The sequence below is a fragment of the Pectobacterium polonicum genome, assembly GCF_005497185.1.
In the GTDB taxonomy this organism is placed as follows: Bacteria; Pseudomonadota; Gammaproteobacteria; order Enterobacterales; family Enterobacteriaceae; genus Pectobacterium; species Pectobacterium polonicum.
The window spans coordinates 26,351-50,157 of the sequence record NZ_RJTN01000003.1 but is presented as its reverse complement, the minus strand read 5'-3'; the positions used below and the strand labels follow the sequence as shown (position 1 = coordinate 50,157).

Genomic DNA, 23,807 nt, shown 5'->3' with positions numbered 1-23,807 from the left:
CATGATGAAAATAATCGCATTTCTCACCCGTACCCGTCATCCGGGGCGCATCCATATTACGGATATTATGAGCTGGGTCTGGCTGGTGGTGGGTACGCTGCTGGTGATGATTCCGGTGATGTGGGCGGCGATGTCGTCGTTCAAAACGCCTGCGGAGATCAACCGCTTTCCACCGAGTTTTCTGCCGCAGGCGGCGGATACTGTCACGCTGCCGGAGTACCCTAAACCATTGGAACTGTGGCAGGTTAAGCAGGAAGACGGCGAAGCAAAAACCATGGCGCTGGTTAGGCGTATCGGGCTGATCGCACAGTTGGTGAACCCGGATGCGCCGAGTGAAGTGGTGCGTGTGTCGACCAAAGATCTGGTGCCGATGAAGGCCTTGCATCTGGAGACGGAGAACTACACGACGCCGATAACGAAGTTCCACTTTGCTACCTACCTGAAGAACACCGTGTTCGTGACGGTGATGGCGACGTTGCTGACCTTGTTGCTCAGTTCGATGGCGGCGTTTGCGCTATCGAAATACGAGTTTCGCGGGCGCGGCACGGTGCTGACGCTGTTTCTTTCCACCATGATGATTCCGCTGTCGGTGGTGATGGTACCGACGTTTCTGGTGGTGATTGGCCTGAACATGGGCGATAACCTTTGGGGCGTGATTATTCCCACGGTGGCAACGCCGACCGGCGTATTCCTGCTGCGGCAATACATGCTGACGATCCCCGATGAGCTGATCGAGGCGGCGCGTATCGATGCCGCCAGCGAGTTCCGTATTTACTGGAAGATCATCCTGCCGCTGACCGCACCCGCGCTGGCGGTGCTGGCGATCTTCTCAGTGATCTGGCGCTGGAACGATTTCCTCTGGCCGCTGATCGTCCTCTCCAGTCAGGACAATTTTACGCTGCAAATCGGCCTGAATGCGTTTCAGGGGCAGTTCTCGGTGCAATGGCACTATATACTGGCGATGACGATGCTCTCGCTTCTGCCGGTGACGGCGGTGTTCGTCTTCCTGCAAAAATACATCACGACGGGGATTGCCAACACGGGGATGAAATAATGGCGACACTCAAGGATATTGCCGACCGCGCTGGGGTTTCCATCAGCACGGTTTCCCGCGCGCTGAACGGGACGGCACCGATCAGCGCCAAAGTCAGGCAGCACATCATGGCGATTGCCACCGAGCAAGGCTATCCGTTGCATAAAGTGGGCAAAGCGACCGTCGCGCAAACGGAACCGCTGCGCCACATTTTGCTGGCGACGCCGCGCAACCTGATGCTGGAAAGTGAGTACAATCTGGTGTCGCTAACGCTGATTAACGCCCTGAAAACGCTGTGTTTGCAACGTAATATCCAACTGCGTCCGTTTCTCGGGGAGCACGATACCATTAACGAACAGCAACTGTTGCGTGAGCTTCAGGGCGGAAAAGAGAGCGGTATTCTGATCGTGAATGACGATCACCCAACGCTGCTGAACGCCGTGGCGGAAAGCGGCATTCCGGCGGTGCTGATCAACGGGGAAGATCCCTCCATGCGCCTGAGCAGCGTCACGCCCGCGAACCACTATGCTGCCGCCGCCGCGGTGCGTTATCTGATTGAACAAGGGCACACGCGGATTCTGCACCTGACCTGGACGTCGCGTATGACGATCAAACAGCGCGAGCGCGGCTATCGCGATGCACTCGCGCAGGCGGGCATTGCGGTGGATGAGGATCTGATTCTGTCGCTGCCTGATTTCCACCCGCGCACGGCACGCGATGCGCTGCTGCGCTGGCTGACGGCTAACCCCGACAGATTGGGCGTTACCGCGATTTTCTGTGCGGCAGACAATCAGGCTATCGGCGTGATCGACGCGCTGTATCAGCACGGGCTACGCGTGCCGGAGGACATTTCCGTCATGGGCATGGACGACATCCTGCCGTTCGACATGTTGCCGGTTTCACTCACCACGGTGCATCTGCCGTTTGAGACGATTGCCCGTGCCGCGCTACAGCTGCTGGCGCAGCAAATGACGCCTGCGCAGGCGCTCGGTATTGCCCAGCGTACTGAACTGGCTGGGCAGGTGGTGGTTAGGGAATCGGTGCGGCGGGTGGGATAGAGGAGCGTTATTTCAGCGACAACAGCCGCTCAAGCGCTGTGACGCGGTAGTCGCGGGAATCGATATATCCACCGTACCATTCGCTCTGGCTGGGGGAGACGAGCTTTTCGACAAACCAGCCATTTTTCATGATCGAGACAAGCTCAATAAGGGTCATGGCAATCGCATAAGCAAACCAGAGCGCGGCGATAACCGCGCCAAGATAAAACCACGGCCAGCTGACCGCCATCGTCTGCCGAGCTAATAAGACGACGGCGCAAACCTGAATCAGCAACTTTCCGGTATAGGCGCGCAGGAAAAATGTCTGCGCGCTTTCGGCACTAAAAAAATACGGGTTGGTTAATGACGTTCTGGTTTCGCGCACGGGAATGCCGTGCACATAGACCATCCACTCACTCTTTTCCTTTGGTAAAAAGACGATGCCTTTTTCACTTAGGCTGTGTAATCGCAGAGAGAGGATGACGGGATAAACCAGCCCCATTGCCAGAAGGTAGAAGATTGGTGAACTGATGCCGACAAGCGCCAGCGCGCCACAGAGGCAAATCGCAAAAAAGATCCTGACGGTGTAGATAAAAATAGAAGCAGATTGATAGTTCATTTTAAAATCCATTTATACCCGTCATACTTCAAGTTACATGTGCGTTGGCCGCGTTCACTCACCCGAATCACTTACTCAAGTAAGTTCATCGGGATTCTTTCGCTTGCCGCGTTACGATGCTCATTACTGATCATCGCCCTAAAGGGCTAACGCTTCGCGTTGTTCAAAACGTTAACGTTTTGTCCTGAAACTCGAATTATTTAGGGGAGATACGGTGTTTTCGCCGCATTACTCTACTGCTTCTCTTTTTATAGTTAAAGCGGCATTCTGTATTTTATAACGCCTGGTTTTTCTGCTACCCAATCATAAAGCCGCTGGGCTGTTTTATTGGTTTCCTGCGTGCGCCACTACAAACGATCGTGATTTGTTCCTAGCGCGTGAAGTGCGGATAGGGGCAATGGGGGAGGTGAGTACTGTGTTTGTAGGAACGTTCACATCGAACGTCCCTGATATTTACTCAGTATTACCGACAGCGCCGTACGTCAGGATTTCTCTGGTGCTGAATGGACGAGCTGGCCTTTGAAATACGTTTTGACCACGTTGGCGCGATGAACCTGTTTGATCGGTACGTTGAACAAGTGGCGATCCAATACGATCAGATCGGCAGATTTACCCAGCTCGACCGATCCCGTCTCTTTCTCTATGCCCATCGCTTTCGCGCTGTTGATGGTATAGATACGAATCGCTTCAGATAGATCGACGGCTTCTTCGGGAGCCAGTGTACCGGGCGCATCACCTAGCGGATTCTGGCGTGTTACCAGTCCTTCAATACCGATCCAGGGAGATGGTGTAGGGCCACCGGCTGGCCAGTCAGAACCGCCAGCGACCACTGCGCCAGAACGTAACAACTTAACCGTTGGGACAAAATCTTTCATACGTTCTTCGCCAATGGTTACTACGCTGGCGTTAGTCATATCGGACGGGAACCACAGCATCGGCGAGAGGTCGGCGGCGACCCGTAACTGCGCAAAACGTGGCATATCTTGCGGTGAGATCAAATGCGTATGCGCGATTTGATGCATCGGACCATTTGGCCCATTAATTTTACGCACTTGCTCAACGGCATCCAGCGCCAGACGGAGTGAACCATCTCCCGCAGCATGAAGCTTGGTTGATATTCCTTGCTTATCCAGCCTGGAGAGAATCTCGACGACTTGCTCGGTGGTGTAGTGGGTATCGCCGTGATAGTGATCGCCATGGGCTTTGGTTGGCAGATAGGGCTCAATCAACTTCGCGGTGTGGGCTGGAGGGACGCCATCCAACACAAATTTAAAACGATCGGGAAGGAAGTTCGTGGTGCGGTAGACATCGCGTCGGGCAACCAGCTCCATGCCCGCAGCGCCTTCATCCAACAGCGGGGTGGAGACGATAGAACCGATAATACGCAGAGGCAGGCCCTCTGCCCGGTCAATCTTGCTCCAGATGCGTAGATTGACTTCAGAACTGACCGCCTCCTGCACGCCCGTAATACCTAATGACACCATCGTTTTTGCGGCTCCGCGTCCTGACGTCAGACGTTGTTCTTCCGTGCGTACAGGGACCAGGCTTTGCACATGCTGAAACGCGGGGAATTCTTGTAACAGGCCAGTGGGTTCGCCTGTTTTTGCATCTTTAACAATAACGCCACCGGCTGGGCTAACGGACTGCGCAGTGATGTTAGCCAGACGCATCGCTTCGCTGTTAATCCAACGGTTATGGTAAGAATCATCACGTAGAATCACCGGTCGCCCGTTACTGACTTTATCCAATTTTGCCAGCGCTTCAGCGTTAGAAAGCTCCGCCATACGCGGGCTGCCCCAGGCAGAACCGATCACCCATTCTCCCGGACCTGCTTTTTTCGCGCATTCACTGACCTGGTTCAGAATGTCGTCCAGTGAGCTTGTTTGCGTGAAGTTACAGGAGTAAATATCTTCATAGCCACCGTCTAACGGGTGCGCATGGACATCATTAATGCCCGGCATTGCCATGCTGCCGTTGAGGTCAACCACCTGCGTTTTCGGGCCAATGAACTCTGCGGCCTGCGCATTTGAACCGATGAACACATAGCGGCCATCACGTACCGCGACGGCTTCTGCCCACGGTTGACCTTGATTAACGGTATAAATATTGCCATTGCGTAAAACTAAATCGGCCGTCGCTGCCGTTTCTGCCGCCATTAGCGTGGGTGAGGAAAAAAGCAAACCGGAGACGGTAACAGCAAGCGCCGCGAGCCTGAAAGAATCGTGTCTTGTGGCTGTGTAGTTAGCTTGGGTCGAAGATGTGTTGTTGACAGTGTTTTGGGATTGATTCTTGTTAGCGGTGCGATGTGCACTATTTTTTTCCATACGTATATCTCCATATATAACGTTTATACCTTATTGATAAGGCTTTGCTATTTTTCAGTAGCGATGGAGAAATAACTGTACCGATTGTGCTCTGATTATACCGTTGAGCACGAAACGCACATGATGTGATGATTTCTTTGGTTGATTGTTTATTTTCGGTTTTTCCATTCATCACAAAATGAAAAACCCCGATAAATCGGGGTTTCAATAGGATGTTTTGATAAACGGCGTACTTAGAACGGAATGTCGTCGTCGAAATCCATTGGTGGTTCGTTGCTTTGCGCGGGTGCGCTATTCTGTGCCGGGCGCTGCTGAGCTTGTGCGCCGCCGCTGAATTGGTTGCCGCCCTGCGGCTGCTGAGGTTGACCCCAACCGCCTTGCTGCTGGCCGCCACCAGCGTTACCACCTGCTGGTGCGCCGCCACCCTGACGTCCACCTAGCATCTGCATGGTGCCGCCGACGTTAACAACCACTTCTGTGGTGTAACGTTCTACGCCAGCCTGATCGGCCCATTTACGGGTTTGCAGTGCGCCTTCGATGTAAACCTGAGAGCCTTTGCGCAGGTATTCGCCCGCCACTTCTGCCAGTTTGCCGAACAGAACCACACGGTGCCATTCGGTCTTCTCTTTCTGCTCACCGGTTTGCTTGTCACGCCAGCTTTCCGACGTAGCCAGCGTGATGTTGGCAACTGCACCACCATTCGGCATATAGCGGACTTCCGGGTCTTGACCCAGATTCCCGACAAGAATCACTTTATTAACGCCTCTGCTGGCCATGCTCGTATCTCCTGATGAATCGATAGATTTATTTTAAGTCTAAACGATCAATCTTAACATGGGAAAACTCTCTGTCATACCTGCGAAATGGCTTCAGAAATGAAAGTAATATTTGCAGCGTTTGCAAGATAAACGGGTTTAATACTGGATATCCATTCAGTTTTTTTTGTGCCATAATTGCTCGTTTCGTACCGGTTCTCTCCGTTCGAGAGGCGATGACAAACCGTTTTTATTCCGGGAAGTGTGTGAATGGATAAGATCGAAGTTCGTGGTGCTCGTACCCATAATCTCAAGAATATCAATCTGATAATCCCTCGTGACAAGCTGATCGTTATCACCGGTCTGTCTGGTTCGGGTAAGTCATCGCTGGCGTTTGACACGCTGTATGCCGAAGGGCAACGGCGCTATGTGGAATCTCTCTCCGCCTACGCCCGTCAGTTTTTGTCGCTGATGGAAAAACCGGATGTCGATCATATCGAAGGGTTGTCGCCCGCTATCTCTATCGAACAGAAATCCACCTCTCATAACCCGCGTTCTACGGTCGGGACGATTACCGAAATTCATGACTACCTGCGTTTGCTGTTTGCACGCGTGGGTGAGCCGCGCTGCCCGGAGCATGATGTGCCGCTGGATGCGCAGACGGTCAGCCAGATGGTCGACAACGTGCTGGCACAGCCGGAAGGCAAGCGCCTGATGCTGCTGGCACCAATAGTGAAAGATCGTAAAGGCGAACACAGCAAAACGCTGGAAAACCTGGCGTCACAGGGCTATATCCGCGCCCGTATCGACGGGGAAGTGTGCGATCTGTCCGATCCGCCGAAGCTGGAATTACAGAAAAAACACACTATCGAAGTTGTCGTCGATCGCTTTAAAGTGCGCGAAGATCTGGCTCAGCGATTGGCGGAGTCGTTTGAAACCGCGCTGGATCTGTCCGGGGGGAGCGTGGTCGTGGCCGATATGGACGACCCAACCCAGCCTGAACTGCTGTTCTCGGCGAATTTTGCCTGTCCGGTGTGTGGCTACAGCATGCACGAGCTGGAACCGCGTATGTTCTCGTTCAACAACCCGGCGGGCGCGTGTCCAAGCTGTGATGGCCTGGGCGTGCAGCAGTTCTTCGATCCGGCTCGCGTGGTGCAAAACGCGGAGCTGTCGCTGGCGGGGGGCGCGATTCGCGGTTGGGATCGCCGCAACTTCTACTATTTCCAGATGCTGCGTTCTCTGGCGGAGCACTACAAATTTGACGTCGATGCTCCGTTTGAGGGGCTGACCGCCGCGGTGCAGAAAGTGATTCTGTACGGCTCCGGTAAAGAGAACGTCGAATTCAAATATATCAACGATCGCGGCGACACCTCCGTGCGTCGTCATCCGTTTGAAGGCGTGCTGCACAACATGGAGCGTCGCTACAAAGAGACGGAATCCACGGCAGTGCGCGAAGAATTGGCGAAATTTATCAGCAACCGTTCCTGTGCTAGCTGCGGCGGGACGCGTCTGCGGGAAGAAGCGCGTAACGTGTTTGTTGAGCAAACGACGCTGCCGCAGATTTCCGATATGAGCATCGGCCATGCGATGACGTTTTTCCAGAATATGAAGCTTAGCGGGCAGCGTGCCCAAATCGCCGAGAAAGTGCTAAAAGAAATCGGCGATCGCCTGAAGTTTCTGGTAAATGTTGGGCTGAACTACCTGTCGCTCTCCCGCTCGGCGGAAACGCTGTCTGGTGGCGAGGCACAGCGTATTCGTTTAGCGAGCCAGATCGGTGCCGGGCTGGTTGGCGTGATGTATGTGCTGGATGAACCGTCCATCGGCCTGCACCAGCGCGATAACGAGCGCCTGCTGGAAACGCTGATTCACCTGCGCAATCTGGGTAATACCGTCATTGTGGTGGAACACGATGAAGACGCGATTCGTGCTGCTGACCATGTGATTGATATCGGCCCCGGTGCGGGCGTGCACGGTGGGCAGATTGTCGCAGAAGGTACGATGGAAGAGATTATGGCGGTGCCGGGTTCGCTGACGGGGCAGTTCCTTAGCGGTAAGCGCAAGATCGAAATTCCGAAACAGCGCGTGCCTGCGGACCCGACTAAAGTGCTGAAGCTGATTGGCGCGAAGGGCAACAACCTGAAAGACGTCACGCTAACGCTGCCGGTTGGCCTGTTTACCTGCATTACCGGTGTGTCGGGGTCGGGTAAATCTACGCTCATCAACGATACCTTGTTCCCACTGGCACAGCGTCAGTTGAACGGTGCGACGTTGGCAGAGCCTGCCGCTCACCGTGAGATCCAGGGGCTGGAGCATTTCGACAAGGTGATCGATATCGATCAAAGCCCGATCGGTCGAACACCACGTTCCAATCCCGCAACCTACACCGGCATTTTCACGCCGATTCGCGAACTGTTTGCTGGCGTGCCTGAAGCGCGTACCCGTGGCTATAATCCCGGTCGTTTCAGCTTTAACGTGCGTGGCGGGCGCTGCGAAGCCTGTCAGGGCGACGGCGTGATCAAGGTCGAAATGCACTTCCTGCCGGATGTCTATGTGCCGTGTGACCAGTGCAAAGGCAAACGCTATAACCGTGAAACGCTGGAAATTCAATATAAAGGTAAAGGCATTCATGAAGTGCTGGATATGACCATCGAAGAAGCGCGTGAGTTCTTTGATGCCATCCCGGCGTTGGCTCGTAAGCTGCAAACGCTGATCGACGTTGGTTTGTCCTATATTCGCCTTGGGCAGTCGGCCACCACGCTATCCGGCGGGGAAGCGCAGCGTGTAAAACTGTCGCGTGAACTGTCAAAACGTGGAACCGGGCAGACGCTGTATATCCTCGACGAACCCACGACCGGTCTGCACTTTGCCGATATTCAGCAGCTTTTGGCTGTGCTGCATCAACTGCGCGATCAGGGCAATACCATCGTGGTGATTGAGCACAATCTGGACGTGATTAAAACGGCAGACTGGATTGTCGATTTAGGGCCGGAAGGCGGCAGCGGCGGCGGAGAAATTCTGGTCTCCGGCACGCCGGAAACGGTAGCGGAGTGCGAACAGTCCCACACTGCACGCTTCCTGCGACCGATTCTGGCACGCGAAGCCTGATAGCAGGGAGATGGCGATGTGGATGCAATATGAAATCCGCCTGAAGCCGAAAGCCAGAGGTTTCCATCTGGTGACTGACGAAATACTGGCGCAGGTTGCTGCTCTGCGCCAGATAAACGTTGGACTGATGCATGTGTTCATCAAACATACCTCGGCGGCACTAACGATGAATGAAAATGCCGACCCCACGGTGCGACAGGATTTCGAGAGCTTTTTTAATCGGTTAGTGCCGGAGAATGAACCGTATTACCTTCATACTTATGAGGGGAGCGACGACATGCCCGCGCACCTAAAAGGCAGCTTGCTCGGAAACAGTCTGACAATCCCCATCACCAACGGACGCCTGAACATCGGCACCTGGCAGGGTATTTACCTGTGCGAACACCGCAACCACGGTGGCAGCCGCTCGCTGGTTGTTACGCTGAATGGGGAATAGTCTAACGGAATGCGTCGTGCCAGCGACGCATCCTGATAAATACCGAACTGCCTGCACGGCAGTGAACACAACCGCTTGTGCACCGATTTCAGCAATTGCTTTTTAAGCTGCCCATGCGGCAGTGAACCCCATCCTGACGCAACATCCTCCGCTTGCAGCTTTTCTAAGCTGCCTATGCGGCAGTGAACAATTTGAATCTGCTGTTGACGAAAGCTATTCCTTTCTAAGCTGCCGCATAGGCAGCTTAGAAAACACCATGACCGTCATCAACACCGCATCCTGTGTTCACTGCCGCATAGGCAGCTTAGAAACGATTACAGCTCTGAGCATCAACGATGGCGGGGTTCACTGCCGCATAGGCAGCTTAGAAATGCGGGGAAATATCCCCTCGCAAAAATATCGTGTTCACTGCCGCATAGGCAGCTTAGAAAATAGAGTGACCTTGCTCGGTCACAAACTTAGCGTTCACTATCGTACAGGTAGTATAGAAATGGAAGAACGTAGCTGTGCTGGGGTTATCTGCTCGTCCTGAAACTCGAGTTATGTAGAGTAAAAGGGTCTTTTATACCGAAGTTGTATCCATTTCTCGCCAGTTCAGCCAGATTCTCATATCAAATTCCAACTGATGGTAGTCTGGGTCCATATGGCAGCAGAGTTGGTAGAAGGCTTTGTTGTGGTCTTTTTCTTTGAGGTGGGCGAGTTCGTGTATCACGATCATGCGTAGAAAATCTTCCGGGCCGTCACGAAATAACGTCGCTATTCTAATTTCGTTGTTGGACTTTAATTTCCCGCCCTGTACGCGTGCCACAAACGTATTGGTCCCGAGCGTCCCTTTTATTGGATTCTGTTTATTATCGTAAAGCACCTTGGATATTGCGGGAGCATTCTTCAAATATCGCTGCTTCAATTCTGCGACAAATTGATAGAGCGATTTATCACTCTGGATGTGATGGCGGTCAGGGTATCTTTTTTCCAGCCACAGGCCGAGCTTGCCTCGATCAACGAGGGTTTGCGCTTGCGCGACAATCGCAGGGGGATAACCATTTAGGTAGCGTAACGTAGTCATGGACGTTCTGATCAACACAATACAAAGAAACGAGTTCCTAACCGTAACAGCGGCTAAGCAAAAATAAAAGCCACACGTTAAGCGAGTGCACAAAGGTGAATCGGGTAACGTGTGGCGTTGTCATTGTACGGTTTACTGAATGGCGGCGAAAGCCGCGGCGACGCGCTGGACGTTGCTGTGGTTCAGTCCCGCCATGCACATACGTCCGCTGGCGATAAGATAGACGCCGAATTCTTCACGCAGGCGATCAACCTGTTCTGGGCTGAAGCCAGTGTAGCTGAACATGCCGCGCTGGGTGAGCAGATAGTCGAAGTTGCGGTTCGGCAGCGCGTTCTTCAAGGCAGAAACCAACTCCTGACGCATGCTTAGAATGCGGGTGCGCATCTCTTCGACTTCCGCTTTCCAGTCTGCGTTCAACTGCACGTCGTTCAGGACTTTAGAAACCACCTGTGCGCCAAAATTTGGTGGAGAAGAGTAGTTGCGGCGGACGGTTGCTTTTAGCTGACCCAGCACACGCACTGCGCTGTCGGCATCGTCACACACCACGGAAAGGCCACCGACGCGTTCGCTATACAGTGAGAAAATCTTGGAGAACGAATTGGCGATGAGTGCCGGTACGCCTGTGCTGGCAATGGCGCGAATCGCATAGGCATCCTGCTCGATCCCGAGGCCAAAGCCCTGATAGGCGATGTCCATAAATGGAATTAATTCACGCGCGATGATGACTTCAATCACGCGATCCCACTGTTCGGTGGTGAGGTCAGAACCAGTCGGATTGTGGCAGCATGGGTGCAGCAGCACAATGCTGCGTGCTGGCAACGTTTGTAAGGTGGCAAGCATGGCATCAAATTTCACACCCAGACTTTCACCATCGAAATATGGGTAGGTGTGAACGTTAAAGCCCGCGCCCTCAAAGATCGCAATATGGTTTTCCCATGTAGGGTCACTGACCCACACTTCTGAATCTGGAAAGTAGCGTTTCAGGAAATCAGCGCCGACTTTCAGCGCACCGGAACCGCCCAGCGTCTGGATGGTAGCGATGCGGTTCGCTGCCAGCGCTGCGTGGTTTTCACCAAACAATAGATGCTGTATTGCGGTGCGGTAAGGCTGTAGCCCTTCCATCGGCAGGTAGGAGCTTGCGCTCTGAGCCGGCTGGCGCAGGGCGCTTTCCGCCGCGCTGACGGCGCGCAGCTGCGGGATAATATTCTGCTCGTTGTAGTAGAGCCCGATACTCAAATTGATCTTATCCGCTCTTGGGTCCTGTTTGAATTTTTCCATCAGAGACAGGATAGGATCTCCGGCATAGGTATCAACGTTTTGAAACACAGTATAGCTCTCCTAAGAGTGTCATTTTATAGGTGCCGTAACCCCGACGAAGGGGATAATCAGGCCGCGTAACGGCCGGGGCGATGGTTCATCGCAATAATCAGATTCAAAATAGTGGCCCCGAGAATCGAAGCAATCAACATCGGTATGCTTACCACGAACAGGGAAGTCAGCACAATCACAACGTCAACGCCCATCTGGAGTTTTCCCGCTCGCAAGCCATATTTATCCTGAAGGTACAGTGCCAGAATGTTAACGCCGCCGAGGCTAGCCTTATGGCGAAACAGAACAACGAAGCCTATTCCGGTGATGATATTGCCGAATAGCGTGGCGTAGAACGGGTTGAGCTGATCAAAATGAACGAACAGTGGGTGCAGATCGGAAAATAAGGAAACCAGCCCAACAGCGCTGAATGTTTTTACCGTGAATTCCCACCCCATGCGGCGCACGGCCAGATAATAGAAAGGTAAATTCAGCAGGAAAAATGCGACGCCAAAGGATATGTTGGTCAGATAATGCACAAGAAAAGCGATGCCAGCAGTGCCACCGGTGAGGGCTCCAGCCTGACGCAGCAGAATGACGCCAAATGACACCATCAGCGTGCCGATCAGTATTGCCAGAACATCTTCCAGCCGCGTGTGTGATATTTTTTGTGTGGGAATAACGTTATCCATGGTGAGCACTCAATCGACTGTCGTAAAAACATGTGCTTACCAAAGCAATAATCACGCCAGATGATGCCGCTTAACGACGGGTTTGCGCGAAATATCCGCGGTAATAAGAGCAACGTATTGAATTATATGAATGAAAACAATGCGTGATTTGTGCGTTTATGGTCGATTATTTGGTTATGTTGTGCAGTGTATTGTGATTTTTTGCGTGTATCGTTCGTTTTTCTGCACCAAATAGACGCAGTTGCCCCAATTCAGGGCAACGCTGGGGGTTCTGGCGTGATCAAACCGTTCTCTTTAAGGCGGTTCAATACCACTGAGGTTTTCAGATGCGCGACGCTCTTGTTCTGCGACAGAATCTGGCTAATCAGCGTGCTGAGCCCTGGCAGATCCGCCACGGCAACCTTTAACAGATAATCGGCATCTCCCGTGGTTTTATAGGCGTCAATAATCGCATCCACTTCTCCTAGCATCTGGTGAAAGCGCTCAACGTATTCACTGGTGTGGTTGATTAACCGTACTTCGATCAACCCCAGGCATTCCAACCCAACCGCGTTTGGCGACAGTCGGGCATGATAACCGAGAATCAGCTGCGCCTGTTCTAACGCGATACGTCGGCGGGAGCATTGCGAGGCGGAAAGCCCGACCAGCTCGCTCAATTCCTGATTGGTCAGGCGGCCGTTAGTCTGTAGCAGCGTCAGGATTTTCAGATCGAAATCATCAATGTTGTACATCGTGTTCCTTAAACCATGTCAGATAGTCACTCAAACAGACTACCAGCTTTTTAAGCTGCGTTGCGTATGAGTTTTTATCGCTATAGGCGCACTCAGTAGCAGTTTGCACCATGATGGGTCACATTCATGCATTGTTGAGCGTAAAGCGCCGTTATTGTGTGCGTAATTTGGGTTTTTCGTGCACTAAGTGTAGATATTTCTCTGTTTTATGCATGATGTGTGAAATTACGAAGAAAATAAATTCTTAAAATTTTCATCGTGTTATCAGCATAGTGACGATGTTGGATCTTCGCCGCCAGCTATCTGGCCTGATAGTTGCTAAATCCTCTCGGTTTGAATTTTATTGCTGACGGGGAAAAAAATGGAGACACAACAAACAGAAGGGCAGTTGAAGAGGGGATTAAAAAATCGCCATATTCAATTAATTGCACTGGGTGGTGCTGTAGGAACCGGGCTATTTCTGGGTATCGCACAGACGATCAAAATGGCTGGGCCGTCAGTACTGCTTGGCTATGCGATTGCGGGCGTGATTGCCTTCTTTATTATGCGCCAGTTGGGCGAAATGGTGGTGGAAGAGCCCGTTGCGGGGTCGTTCAGCCACTTTGCGTATAAATATTGGGGCGAGTTCGCCGGGTTTATGTCCGGTTGGAATTACTGGGTGCTGTATGTTTTGGTCAGTATGGCTGAATTAACCGCTGTCGGAATCTATATTCAATACTGGTGGCCAGATGTGCCAACCTGGGTGTCTGCGGGGATCTTCTTTGTACTGATCAACGCCATCAATCTGACTAGCGTTAAAGTGTATGGCGAAATGGAATTCTGGTTTTCGATCATCAAGGTTGCGGCGATTATGGGGATGATCGTGTTTGGCTGCTATTTGTTGTTCAGCGGCGCAGGTGGCCCAGAGGCGAGTGTCGCAAATTTGTGGCAGCATGGCGGGTTCTTTCCGAACGGCGTGAGTGGCATGGTCATGGCGATGGCCGTGATCATGTTCTCCTTTGGTGGGTTGGAACTGGTAGGGATTACCGCGGCTGAAGCGGACGATCCGCAAAACAGCATTCCACGCGCGACGAATCAGGTTATTTACCGCATTCTGCTGTTTTACGTTGGGGCGCTGGCGGTGCTGTTATCGCTGTACCCATGGGGGAAAGTGGTAGAAGGCGGCAGCCCGTTCGTCATGATTTTTCATGCGCTGGATAGTAACGCGGTGGCAACGGTGTTGAATCTGGTGGTGCTGTCGGCGGCGTTATCGGTTTACAACAGCTGTGTGTACTGTAACAGCCGGATGTTGTTTGGTCTGGCGAAGCAGGGGAACGCACCGCGTGCGTTGCTGAACGTCAATAAGCGCGGTATTCCATTGATGGCACTCGGCGTATCGGCACTTGCGACGGCACTGTGTGTTGTGATCAACTACCTCATGCCGGGTAAAGCCTTTGAATTGCTGATGGCGCTGGTGGTGTCTGCACTGGTGATTAACTGGGCGATGATCTGTATTACTCACCTGAAATTTCGTGCGGCGAAAAAGCAGGAAGGTCAGGACACACGCTTTAAAAGCCTCGGTTATCCGGTGACGAATGTGATTTGTTTGCTGTTTCTGGCGGGGATTTTAGTCATTATGGCGATAACGCCGGGTATTCAGATCTCAGTATTGTTGATCCCGATCTGGCTATTCGCGCTGGCGGTGAGCTACAGGGTGAAAAAGAAAAAAAGTGCGGTGGCGACGCTGGCAGTGAAAGCGGACTATTAATCAACAAAGCATATCTTGCTGTGTAGGCGCAGTTTTCTGGTTTTGTTTAACGATGAGTCCCGGGAGCGTTTGATAACAATCTCGGGCATCATCACTTCACAATGATCCGTTCGTCACTGTCTCCCAGACAGATACTTAGCTGCTGCCCGTCAGGGCTAAAGGCGCAGTAGGGGAGAGGTTCACGCAGGTAGAGATGTAGCGGAAGCACCAAATAAAGTGCGACCAGCAGTAATGCGGCGATAGCTTTAGGATACGTTGGGCGTGGCGCGATGGAATTGCGCTGGGCGTGCCGATACTTCACGATGCCGATAGTGGTCATCGCCATACCCACCAATATGGAAACATGCAGTTCGCCAGGTGTCGGAGAAAGTATCAACTCCTCATTTTCATAATCCTGCCAGTATTGAATACGCCACAGCGCGCTGATACCGATTTGCACCAAACCCGCTAATACCAAGGTAACACGCCATCCCGAGAGTCGAAAGAGCGCCAGAAAGCAGAACCCTAACGCAGCGCAAGACCAGTAAATCAGATCGAATATCGCACCGAACATACCGCCAAACAGTGTGCCGCCAACATCCGTTGGTTTTAGCGTATAAAAATTAATGAGGGCAAACAGCGTCAGGATAGCGGATGCGGCAAGCCAGCTTGCCGCATAGTAGATAACCAGCCTGAAAGTTGGCAAGCCAGTGGCTTGCCGATAAAAACCAATCAGTCCGTTTTTACTCACCGTCGACGTATTCCAACGTAGTGCGCTGTGTTAAGCGGGTAATCAGCTCGTAGGCGCTGGCGCCCGTGTGTGCGGCAATGCGCTCAACCGATAGCGTTTGCCCCCAGAGAATAACCTCATCGCCCACTTTATCCTGCGCATCCGGCCCTAAATCAACGGTAATCATATCCATCGATACACGGCCAGAAAGTGGCACTTCGCGCCCGTTGATGAGCACGGGTGTACCCGCTGGCGCGCAGCGTGGGTAGCCATCACCATAGCCAACGGCCACAACGCCCAGTAGTGTATCGCGCGGGCTAGTCCAGGTGCCCCCATAACCGACGGATTCCCCTGCTTTGTGCTTGCGAACGGCGATCAGGTGAGACGTAAAGGTCATCGCAGGTTGAAAGCCAAAATGTGCGGCATCTTCGTTATCCAGCGGCGATACACCGTAGAGGATGATGCCGGGACGGACGCGATCGCGGTGTGCTTGTGGCCATAGCAGAATGCCGCCGGAAGCCGCGATCGACTGTGCACCGGGCTTACCCTGTGTAAAGGCATCGAAGCAGGCTAACTGGCGTTCGGTGGTTCCGGCTTCGGGTTCATCCGCGCGGCAAAAGTGGCTCATCATATTGACTGGCTGCACCACATTGCGGCATTCCGTCAGGCGTTGCCAAAATGCGTCGGCGTGTTCCGGCAGAACGCCAAGACGGTGCATGCCAGTATCGAGCTTCATCCACACGCGTATCGGTTGCGGCAGCGTGGCCTGTTCCAACGCAGCAAGTTGCTCGGGGCTGTGAACGGCGGTTTCTAGCTGGTGTTCCACCAGAAGCGGGAGATCGTCTGCGGAGAAAAAGCCTTCCAGCAAGACAATAGGTTTGGTGATGCCTGCCGCGCGAAGCGCCAATGCTTCGGAGAGCCGTGCGACGCCGTAGCAGTCGGCGTCGCAGAAGGTGCGAGCGGATTCGATCATGCCGTGGCCGTAGGCGTTGGCTTTCACGACGGCAACGACCTGGCTGCCTGGCGCAAGCTGGCGGATTCGTTGCAGGTTGTGGCGTAACGCACGCCGACTAATGACGGCGGTTGCCGTTTTCATTCTTGGTCCTTAGTGCAGTGTTGTCATTGCTGAGCGCTGCGTCATTCATCGTCATATTGTGGGCCGGCATAGTTATCAAAGCGCGACCACTGCCCGTTAAAGGTCAAGCGAACGGAACCAATCGGGCCGTTACGCTGTTTCCCCAGAATGATTTCAGCGATACCTTTGAGATCGCTGTTTTCGTGATAAACCTCATCACGGTAGATAAACATAATCAGGTCGGCATCCTGCTCGATAGAGCCGGATTCACGCAGGTCCGAGTTGACCGGACGCTTATCGGCGCGCTGTTCCAGACTACGGTTAAGCTGCGACAGGGCGACGACCGGAACTTGCAATTCTTTTGCCAACGCTTTGAGTGAGCGGGAAATTTCTGCAATTTCCAGCGTGCGGTTGTCCGATAATGACGGCACGCGCATCAATTGCAGGTAGTCGATCATGATCAGGCTGAGTCCGTCATGTTCACGGAACACGCGGCGCGCGCGGGAGCGCACTTCAGTCGGGGTTAGGCCAGAGGAATCATCGATGTACATATTGCGCTTTTCCAGCAGGATTCCCATGGTGCTGGAGATACGCGCCCAGTCTTCATCGTCTAGCTGACCAGTACGGATACGGGTTTGATCTACGCGAGACAGCGATGCCAACATACGCATCATAATCTGTTCACCGGGCATCTCCAGACTGAAGATCAACACGGGTTTATCCTGCATCATCGCCGCGTTTTCACACAGGTTCATAGCGAAGGTGGTTTTCCCCATGGACGGACGCGCCGCGACGATGATCAGATCGGATTTCTGCAAGCCAGCAGTCTTTTTATCCAGATCCTGATAGCCGGTAGACACGCCGGTTACGCCGTCGTGCGGGCGTTGATACAACTGTTCGATACGGGAAACCGTGTCTTCCAGAATGCGGTCGATGCTTTTCGGGCCTTCATCTTTGCTGGCACGGTTTTCGGCGATCTGAAAGACGCGGGATTCCGCCAGATCGAGCAGATCTTCACTGCTGCGGCCCTGTGGATCGTAACCCGCATCGGCGATCTCATTAGCGACAGAGATCATCTCACGCACCACGGCGCGTTCACGCACGATGTCGGCGTAGGCACCAATGTTAGCAGCGCTTGGGGTGTTTTTTGCCAACTCGGCCAGATAGGCGAAGCCACCGGCAGATTCCAATGAACCTTGCAGTTCGAGCGATTCGGATAACGTAATCAGGTCGATCGGCTTGCTCATTTCGAGCAGTCGCTGCATCTCGGTGAAGATTAAGCGGTGGGCACGGTTATAGAAATCGTTAGCAACAACGCGCTCAGCAACGTTATCCCAGCGTTCATTGTCGAGCATCAGGCCACCCAACACCGATTGTTCCGCTTCCAGCGAATGTGGCGGAAGTTTCAGACCTTCCATCTGGCGGTCACGGGGTTCATTCGATTTATTGGTGGGTCTTTTCTCTGCCATGAAACGGATTCTTTACCGGTTGATTTGCCATTGGATAAGGGGGCATTGTATATGCCACTCGTCCGAAATAACACAATATACCCGTCATACTTCAAGTTGCATGTGTGTTGGCTACGCGACTCGGCACATTTACGTGTGCCTCGCCCTGTTGGGGCCGCTGCCTGCCTGAAACTCGTATTATTTAGGGTATACGTATTATGGAGAGACAACGAACCTGTCACGATTAAGGAGATAACATGGCAAAACGCGTTCAGTTCCGGGCTTATGGTGGCCCAGAGGTTCTGCAATATGGGGATTTTACGCCTGCCGAACCCGCTGCGGGAGAGGTTCAGGTGGAGAACCGTGCCATCGGTATTAATTTTATCGATACCTATATTCGCAGCGGCCTGTATCCCGTGCCTGATTTACCTTCCGGGCTGGGAACCGAAGCGGCGGGCGTCGTAACGAAAGTCGGCGCGGGGGTTAGCGCGCTGAACGTGGGCGATCGCGTCGTGTATGCGCAGTCCGGGTTGGGGGCGTATAGCGAGGTGCATAATGTGGTGGCAGAGAAGGTTGCGCTGCTGCCGGAGGCCATCAGCTTTGAGCAGGCTGCGGCTTCTTTCCTGAAAGGGCTGACGGTTTACTATCTGCTGCGTCAGACGTATGAAATCAAGCCGAATGAAGTCTTCTTGTTCCATGCCGCGGCGGGCGGCGTAGGGTTGATTGCCTGCCAGTGGGCAAAGGCGCTGGGGGCGAAGTTGATCGGGACGGTGGGGTCTGATGAGAAAGCAGAGCGGGCAAAACAGGCCGGTGCCTGGGCGACCATTAACTACCGTACTGAGAATATCGCACAGCGCGTTGCGGAACTGACCGACGGGCAGAAAGTGGCAGTCGTGTATGACTCGGTCGGGAAAGATACCTGGGAAGCTTCGCTCGATAGCCTGCGCCGTCGCGGGTTGATGGTCAGTTTCGGCAATGCGTCTGGGCCAGTAACGGGTGTCAATCTGGGGATCTTGAACCAGAAAGGTTCGTTGTACGTCACGCGTCCTTCACTGTTTGGCTATGTGACGAATCGTGCTGAGCTCGAACAGGCCAGCAACGAACTGTTCTCATTGATCGCGAGTGGAGCGATTACGGTTGATGTGCCGCAGAACCAGAAATTCGCGCTGGCGGAGGCGCAAGCGGCTCATCGGGCGCTGGAAAGCCGCAGTACGCAGGGCTCCTGCCTGCTGATTCCCTAATATCTGTTGCTGAAAAGCAGAAGGCCTCCCATTGGGAGGCCTGTGCCGTTACGCAAATTTCATCAGACTGTATGTAGGGTACAGCGTGGTGATCGTCACGAAGGTGCCGCTATGCGGCTATTATTTTCCTGACGACGATGAAATCGTGTGGCTGCTTTGCCACTGAATCCGCTTACCCTTTAAACGACAAAGAGGCAAACTGTGGGCGTCATCCTAGCAGCCACATCAGGGAAAAAATATCTGCTGGCGCACACTTTTGTACTAAAACCTCTTGTATTAAAACAAGGCGGTATTCAACAAATGGGTGTTAAACATGGCATTGGCCATCATTTTCGCGCGTAATTCAGATTTTTCCCTTTTATGGCATTACCACTGATTCCCATTGCGCTGGCGATAGGTGTATTTTTGATAGGTATAACGGTGCGAGTTGTAGACCGGTCGCCCGCTAAACTTGCGCCATAGCCATACCGCTGTAACGGCCAAAATCAGCCACGGTAGCACCTTTATTGCCATGCTAAACAGCCCGCCAATCAGCATAAAAAGGGACGCCACAAACAGTGCTGCAATCACGCCCAGCAGTGACACGCCCGTCAACATCAGCATGATAAAAAAGCCAATAACGAAGAAAATTTCTAACATGGTGTGCTCCTGTAGCGGTTAAACCGTATCTGACGCAGGAAAGAGTGGGTCTGCGTGCTACATAAGCTATAACAAGAATCGTGCCAAGATGTGCTGCTGGTAAGTGATTGATTTACCAGCAGCGCGAGGAAGAGAAATGAAAGAGTATTGATGGAAAATACTAATAGTTAGTATTTTTTAAACCAGATTAACTAGCGTCAGCGCACGTTCTACTACCGCAGCGTCGGCACCGGGTTTGTGAGCATTTTCGCTGAGGTAGCGTCGCCACTGACGCGCACCGGTGATGCCCTGAAACATGCCGAGCATATGGCGTGTAATGTGGCCTAATGACGCACCGCCAGAGAGTTCGCGCTCGATATAGGGATACATGGCTCGTACCACGCCAGCCAAGTCCGGCGTGGTGGCATCAATGCCAAATAGCTCACGGTCGACCTGCGCCAGAATACCGGGATTCTGGTAAGCCTCACGCCCCATCATCACGCCGTCCAGATGCTGTAAGTGGGTTTTGGCTTCTTCCAGCGTTTTGACGCCGCCATTGATGGCGATGGTGAGCGTCGGGAAATCGCGCTTGAGCTGGTAAACGCGCGGATAATCCAGCGGTGGAATTTCCCGATTCTCTTTCGGGCTAAGGCCCGAAAGCCAGGCTTTGCGCGCGTGGATGATGAAAGTATCGCACTCGCCGCGCCCAGCAACGGTTTGGATAAACTCGCACAGGAATTCATAGCTGTCTTGATCGTCAATGCCGATGCGGGTTTTCACCGTAATCGGGATTGATGTGCTGTCTTTCATTGCCTTGATGCAGTCTGCTACCAGCTCGGCTTCGCCCATCAAGCAGGCACCGAAACGGCCATTTTGTACACGGTCGGACGGGCAACCGACGTTCAGATTGACCTCATCGTAGCCGCGCTGCTCTGCCAGTTTGGCGCATTGAGCCAACGCAGTAGGGTCGCTACCACCGAGTTGCAGCGCCAATGGGTGTTCTTCTTCGCTATAGGCGAGATAGTCGCCTTTGCCATGAAGAATTGCACCGGTTGTTACCATTTCCGTATACAGCAGCGTTTGGCCAGTGAGTTGGCGAAGGAAGTAACGGCAATGACGATCGGTCCAGTCGAGCATCGGCGCAATGGAGAAGCGGTTAAGATGAGAGACGCGGGAATCGGCTGATACCGCGTTGTTTTTACCTGATTTTACGTCGGTCATGGTTTGTCAGTCATCGTTTCGTGTGTTTTTGGCGGTGTTGTCTGAGGTTACCTTTGCTGGCGCGGGATTGTAGCACAGGGGAAAAGCCGTGACTGATAGTTATCTTACCCTGAATCAGGGAAAATACATCGCCAGTTCGCGATAACGTTATCTCAATAAAGATGAATCACGGCTCTATTCACTAAGCATTAAGGAATATTTTAATAAAGGCTGCGACGTCCCATTCTTTAGTATCAGAGACTTGCCCATCACCAATTTCTATAAGGCGAAGTTCACCCGAAGCATTTTCAACCATATCAATGGAGAAAAAGGGAGAGCTTATGCGTTGTGCTATTTCAATAACAATGTCGGGAACAATACCATTAGAGGAATATACTTTATTTTTAAACGAAAAATACCGGCGTTCGCTGGTTTTTACAATGTTCTCAACCTGCCTTAGGCTAAGTCCGCCTTCAATTTCACCACGAAATTTTTTAATAGACGCTATGACTTCCTGGATTTCCTCAGCACTGTTGGCAATAGAACCTCTGGAAGTGGTTAGCGATTTAACATAGTCTTTAACGAAATAAGAAGGCCATTTTAACTGGTTAGTAATCTGTTCTATGTCATCATTTTCTTTTAAGAAAACGGTCTTTGGCGTATATTTTTCGCATGATTTATACCATCCCGTAATATAATGGCATGAGAGGTAGTTATCTAATGATATGAGCATGTTACCACCATTGTGGTTCGCGGCAGCGCTCAACCTTTCATATTCTTCTGCTTTTAGCATCCAACCTCGCCAAATTACGGGGGTATTCGGTTCAATTTTCGTTGAAAATCGATATTTCCCGTTTGATGCATGTTGGGTTGATAACAATACACACGATAAACCACTTTCTCTCGCACAGTTATACTCTGTCTCAAACATCTCATCCACTTTGGCGGTATCAAAGTAATCACTGGGGTAAATTATGTTCATGTAATACTCTTGAAATGAAAATGTGATTTTTAAGTTTTAAATAATTTATCACATTTATTGAAAATAATCAGTTGCTAGTTAGCCAGGTTTTTTCCGAGAAATAACCTGAGAACCAATCGGAATACTAGCGGTAATCTGCTGAATATGCCGAGCCGAAAGGTATCGCTTGCGTCAGACCCATGAAGTGGATTGGATGCTGGCGTTAACATGATTAGGTTATAAAACAGTTTAATAAGTTATTTCCACTTTTCCTCATACACTCTCGGTGCACTGTGTATCTCACATTACATTTAGTTGCTTGCTGGCTAATATGTCATGTTCGGTTTATTCCGGGATGCAACAGGGCTTTATCTTACCAATGATTCAATATAGAGAGGTTAATCATGTTAGAAGCCGGAACGTATTCTAGTGAAGATGGTAAACACACACTCGTCATTACCGATCCTGATTTTGCAGGAGCAACATTTACCGGGACATTCACCGCAAAAGATACACCTGTAGGTGAATACACTTATCAAGGCGAGTCTTTCTCTGGGTCATGGCTTTATACCGCTGGTCGGGCCACGATTAATTTAGGTGTTGCATGTACCTATCGTAATAATATTGGTGGTTACAACTATGTCATTCGTGACTATTGGGTTGGAACATCAACGGATACCCCTCAACAAATTACGTTAAGCGGCAGCCGTTCATATACTACGATTAGTGGTGGGCAACAGCGTTTTTCATTTGAAGATGTTGTTTTTACCCGTCAAGTTGACTGATATAAAAATATTATAATCCGTCATTAACGTGGGTTTTCACTATGCCTCGACAGATTCGTCGAGGCTTTTTTTATGCTAAAATTAAATAGCCATTCATCTATGGATGGTTTCCATATAAAGTAAATCATAATGTTAAAAAAGGCCACCTGAGTGACCTCGTGAACGGAACGGCGACTCTGGGGGATTATTGATGGTTATGTTTACTCATAAAGGCATCCTGTAACCGTTTGGATTCCTGAAGTTCGCTTTGCGACATGTTTTTTTCAGTTTGTTGCGTTTTTTTCTCAATATCCTGAAGGGCTTTTTTTATTTCTGGTATTTCAGTTAATTCCCGGTCTTTTTCACTGCGCTGGAATATGGAGAACCAGAAATAAGCTTGTGAGTCATTTTTCTTAACCCCTATTCCCTCGATGTACAGACCCGATAGCACAAATTGTGCCATTGGCAGATTATTCTCCGCCGCGTCTTTTATGTATTCAAATGCAGTCTTGTAGTTTGACGCTGTACCAAATCCATTGATATACATCGTACCGAGTTGGAATTGTGCATCAGCATTGCCTTGAGCCGCGGCTTTTTTAAACCACGGAATCGCTTTGGCTGACTCTTGTTCGTCAAAATACATGACACCAAGTTCATATTGCGCATCGGCGTTGCCTTGCTCCGCTGCTTTCATGTACCAGATTTTTGCCTGCTCGTCATTTTCTTCTACCCCATTTCCCTCATAGTATCTATCGGCCAGTTCCAATTGGGCATCTGCATTCCCCTCATTCGCAAGCTGCTGTATTTCTGCGAGGGGCTTGTTCTCAATGTCGTCGGCTGTGGCGTATGCCGTGGACAACGAAAATAAGAGTACGGTGGCAAAAAATAACGAGATAAATTTCATGTGTAATCCTTCACATTTTAATAAAAAAGCGCTG

Annotated in this window: 22 protein-coding genes and 1 pseudogene; 8 read left to right on the top strand and 15 right to left on the bottom strand. The window is 51.7% G+C overall.

The genetic code is table 11. The features are described 5' to 3' along the window. The first annotated feature begins 1 nt into the window (after position 1). Positions 2–1,054 carry a carbohydrate ABC transporter permease gene (locus EDI29_RS04885; RefSeq protein WP_010295141.1) on the top strand — a complete coding sequence of 351 codons (1,053 nt, stop codon included), beginning with the start codon at positions 2–4 and terminating at the stop codon, positions 1,052–1,054. Beyond that, complete coding sequence (locus EDI29_RS04880; protein ID WP_039470141.1) at positions 1,054–2,091, top strand: LacI family DNA-binding transcriptional regulator; 1,038 nt, start codon at positions 1,054–1,056, stop codon at positions 2,089–2,091. Before EDI29_RS04885 ends, EDI29_RS04880 begins: the two co-directional genes overlap by 1 nt. 7 nt (positions 2,092–2,098) lie before the next feature. On the opposite strand, the gene EDI29_RS04875 is transcribed toward EDI29_RS04880, so the two are convergent. The 4 genes and pseudogenes from EDI29_RS04875 to ssb1 form a co-directional block, all read right to left on the bottom strand. Then, positions 2,099–2,689: a hypothetical protein gene (locus EDI29_RS04875; RefSeq protein ID WP_137739973.1), complete on the bottom strand. Its 591-nt coding sequence runs from the start codon at positions 2,687–2,689 to the stop codon at positions 2,099–2,101. A 254-nt stretch (positions 2,690–2,943) separates the two neighbouring features. Further along, positions 2,944–3,036, bottom strand: a pseudogene (locus EDI29_RS22940) (GNAT family N-acetyltransferase); the annotation flags it as partial. 135 nt (positions 3,037–3,171) lie between these two features. Then, complete coding sequence (locus tag EDI29_RS04865) at positions 3,172–5,013, bottom strand: amidohydrolase (protein WP_137739972.1); 1,842 nt, start codon at positions 5,011–5,013, stop codon at positions 3,172–3,174. Positions 5,014–5,246: 233 nt separating this feature from the next. Further along, positions 5,247–5,789 (bottom strand): single-stranded DNA-binding protein SSB1, encoded by a 543-nt coding sequence (gene ssb1, locus EDI29_RS04860; RefSeq protein ID WP_014701314.1) that lies wholly within the window; start codon positions 5,787–5,789, stop codon positions 5,247–5,249. Between the two features lie 249 nt (positions 5,790–6,038). Between ssb1 and uvrA the strand changes: the two genes are divergently transcribed. Then, positions 6,039–8,873 carry an excinuclease ABC subunit UvrA gene (gene uvrA, locus EDI29_RS04855; RefSeq protein WP_137739971.1) on the top strand — a complete coding sequence of 945 codons (2,835 nt, stop codon included), beginning with the start codon at positions 6,039–6,041 and terminating at the stop codon, positions 8,871–8,873. Between the two features lie 16 nt (positions 8,874–8,889). Continuing rightward, positions 8,890–9,309 carry a secondary thiamine-phosphate synthase enzyme YjbQ gene (locus EDI29_RS04850; protein ID WP_137739970.1) on the top strand — a complete coding sequence of 140 codons (420 nt, stop codon included), beginning with the start codon at positions 8,890–8,892 and terminating at the stop codon, positions 9,307–9,309. Positions 9,310–9,871: 562 nt separating this feature from the next. Here EDI29_RS04850 and EDI29_RS04845 read toward each other — a convergent pair. From EDI29_RS04845 to EDI29_RS04830, 4 genes are all read right to left on the bottom strand, one after another. Further along, positions 9,872–10,375, bottom strand: coding sequence for a M48 family metallopeptidase (locus EDI29_RS04845; RefSeq protein ID WP_137739969.1), 504 nt, complete (start codon positions 10,373–10,375; stop codon positions 9,872–9,874). A 132-nt stretch (positions 10,376–10,507) separates the two neighbouring features. After that, positions 10,508–11,701, bottom strand: a complete 1,194-nt coding sequence (locus EDI29_RS04840; protein WP_137739968.1) for an amino acid aminotransferase — start codon at positions 11,699–11,701, stop codon at positions 10,508–10,510. 59 nt (positions 11,702–11,760) lie between these two features. Continuing rightward, positions 11,761–12,375 (bottom strand): YitT family protein, encoded by a 615-nt coding sequence (locus EDI29_RS04835; RefSeq protein ID WP_137739967.1) that lies wholly within the window; start codon positions 12,373–12,375, stop codon positions 11,761–11,763. Between the two features lie 251 nt (positions 12,376–12,626). Beyond that, on the bottom strand, positions 12,627–13,106 hold the full coding sequence (locus EDI29_RS04830) for an Lrp/AsnC family transcriptional regulator (protein ID WP_039306464.1): 480 nt from the start codon (positions 13,104–13,106) through the stop codon (positions 12,627–12,629). 361 nt (positions 13,107–13,467) lie between these two features. On the opposite strand from EDI29_RS04830, the gene EDI29_RS04825 reads away from it, so the two are divergent. Continuing rightward, positions 13,468–14,853, top strand: coding sequence for an amino acid permease (locus tag EDI29_RS04825; protein WP_137739966.1), 1,386 nt, complete (start codon positions 13,468–13,470; stop codon positions 14,851–14,853). A gap of 91 nt (positions 14,854–14,944) precedes the next feature. Here the strand turns inward: EDI29_RS04825 and EDI29_RS04820 are convergent, their stop codons facing one another. From EDI29_RS04820 to dnaB, 3 genes are read right to left on the bottom strand one after another with little or no spacing between them, the layout of a single operon-like run. Further along, positions 14,945–15,583, bottom strand: a complete 639-nt coding sequence (locus EDI29_RS04820; protein ID WP_137739965.1) for a hypothetical protein — start codon at positions 15,581–15,583, stop codon at positions 14,945–14,947. After that, complete coding sequence (gene alr, locus EDI29_RS04815) at positions 15,576–16,658, bottom strand: alanine racemase (RefSeq protein ID WP_137739964.1); 1,083 nt, start codon at positions 16,656–16,658, stop codon at positions 15,576–15,578. The genes EDI29_RS04820 and alr overlap by 8 nt, the downstream gene beginning before the upstream one ends. 41 nt (positions 16,659–16,699) lie before the next feature. Beyond that, positions 16,700–18,106, bottom strand: coding sequence for a replicative DNA helicase (dnaB, locus tag EDI29_RS04810; RefSeq protein ID WP_010279223.1), 1,407 nt, complete (start codon positions 18,104–18,106; stop codon positions 16,700–16,702). A 236-nt stretch (positions 18,107–18,342) separates the two neighbouring features. On the opposite strand from dnaB, the gene EDI29_RS04805 reads away from it, so the two are divergent. Both EDI29_RS04805 and EDI29_RS22700 read left to right on the top strand, forming a co-directional pair. Continuing rightward, complete coding sequence (locus EDI29_RS04805; protein WP_137739963.1) at positions 18,343–19,326, top strand: quinone oxidoreductase; 984 nt, start codon at positions 18,343–18,345, stop codon at positions 19,324–19,326. A gap of 201 nt (positions 19,327–19,527) precedes the next feature. After that, positions 19,528–19,668: a hypothetical protein gene (locus EDI29_RS22700; RefSeq protein WP_167494480.1), complete on the top strand. Its 141-nt coding sequence runs from the start codon at positions 19,528–19,530 to the stop codon at positions 19,666–19,668. Between the two features lie 24 nt (positions 19,669–19,692). Here the strand turns inward: EDI29_RS22700 and pspG are convergent, their stop codons facing one another. The 3 genes from pspG to EDI29_RS04790 form a co-directional block, all read right to left on the bottom strand. Next, positions 19,693–19,965: an envelope stress response protein PspG gene (pspG, locus tag EDI29_RS04800; RefSeq protein WP_137739962.1), complete on the bottom strand. Its 273-nt coding sequence runs from the start codon at positions 19,963–19,965 to the stop codon at positions 19,693–19,695. Positions 19,966–20,142: 177 nt separating this feature from the next. Beyond that, positions 20,143–21,165 carry a tRNA dihydrouridine(20/20a) synthase DusA gene (gene dusA, locus EDI29_RS04795; RefSeq protein WP_137739961.1) on the bottom strand — a complete coding sequence of 341 codons (1,023 nt, stop codon included), beginning with the start codon at positions 21,163–21,165 and terminating at the stop codon, positions 20,143–20,145. A gap of 181 nt (positions 21,166–21,346) precedes the next feature. Next, positions 21,347–22,126, bottom strand: a complete 780-nt coding sequence (locus EDI29_RS04790; protein WP_137739960.1) for an ATP-grasp domain-containing protein — start codon at positions 22,124–22,126, stop codon at positions 21,347–21,349. A 383-nt stretch (positions 22,127–22,509) separates the two neighbouring features. Between EDI29_RS04790 and EDI29_RS04785 the strand changes: the two genes are divergently transcribed. Further along, positions 22,510–22,890 carry a hypothetical protein gene (locus tag EDI29_RS04785; protein ID WP_137739959.1) on the top strand — a complete coding sequence of 127 codons (381 nt, stop codon included), beginning with the start codon at positions 22,510–22,512 and terminating at the stop codon, positions 22,888–22,890. 184 nt (positions 22,891–23,074) lie between these two features. Here the strand turns inward: EDI29_RS04785 and EDI29_RS04780 are convergent, their stop codons facing one another. Then, positions 23,075–23,773 (bottom strand): tetratricopeptide repeat protein, encoded by a 699-nt coding sequence (locus EDI29_RS04780; RefSeq protein WP_167494479.1) that lies wholly within the window; start codon positions 23,771–23,773, stop codon positions 23,075–23,077. Positions 23,774–23,807 lie beyond the last annotated feature (34 nt).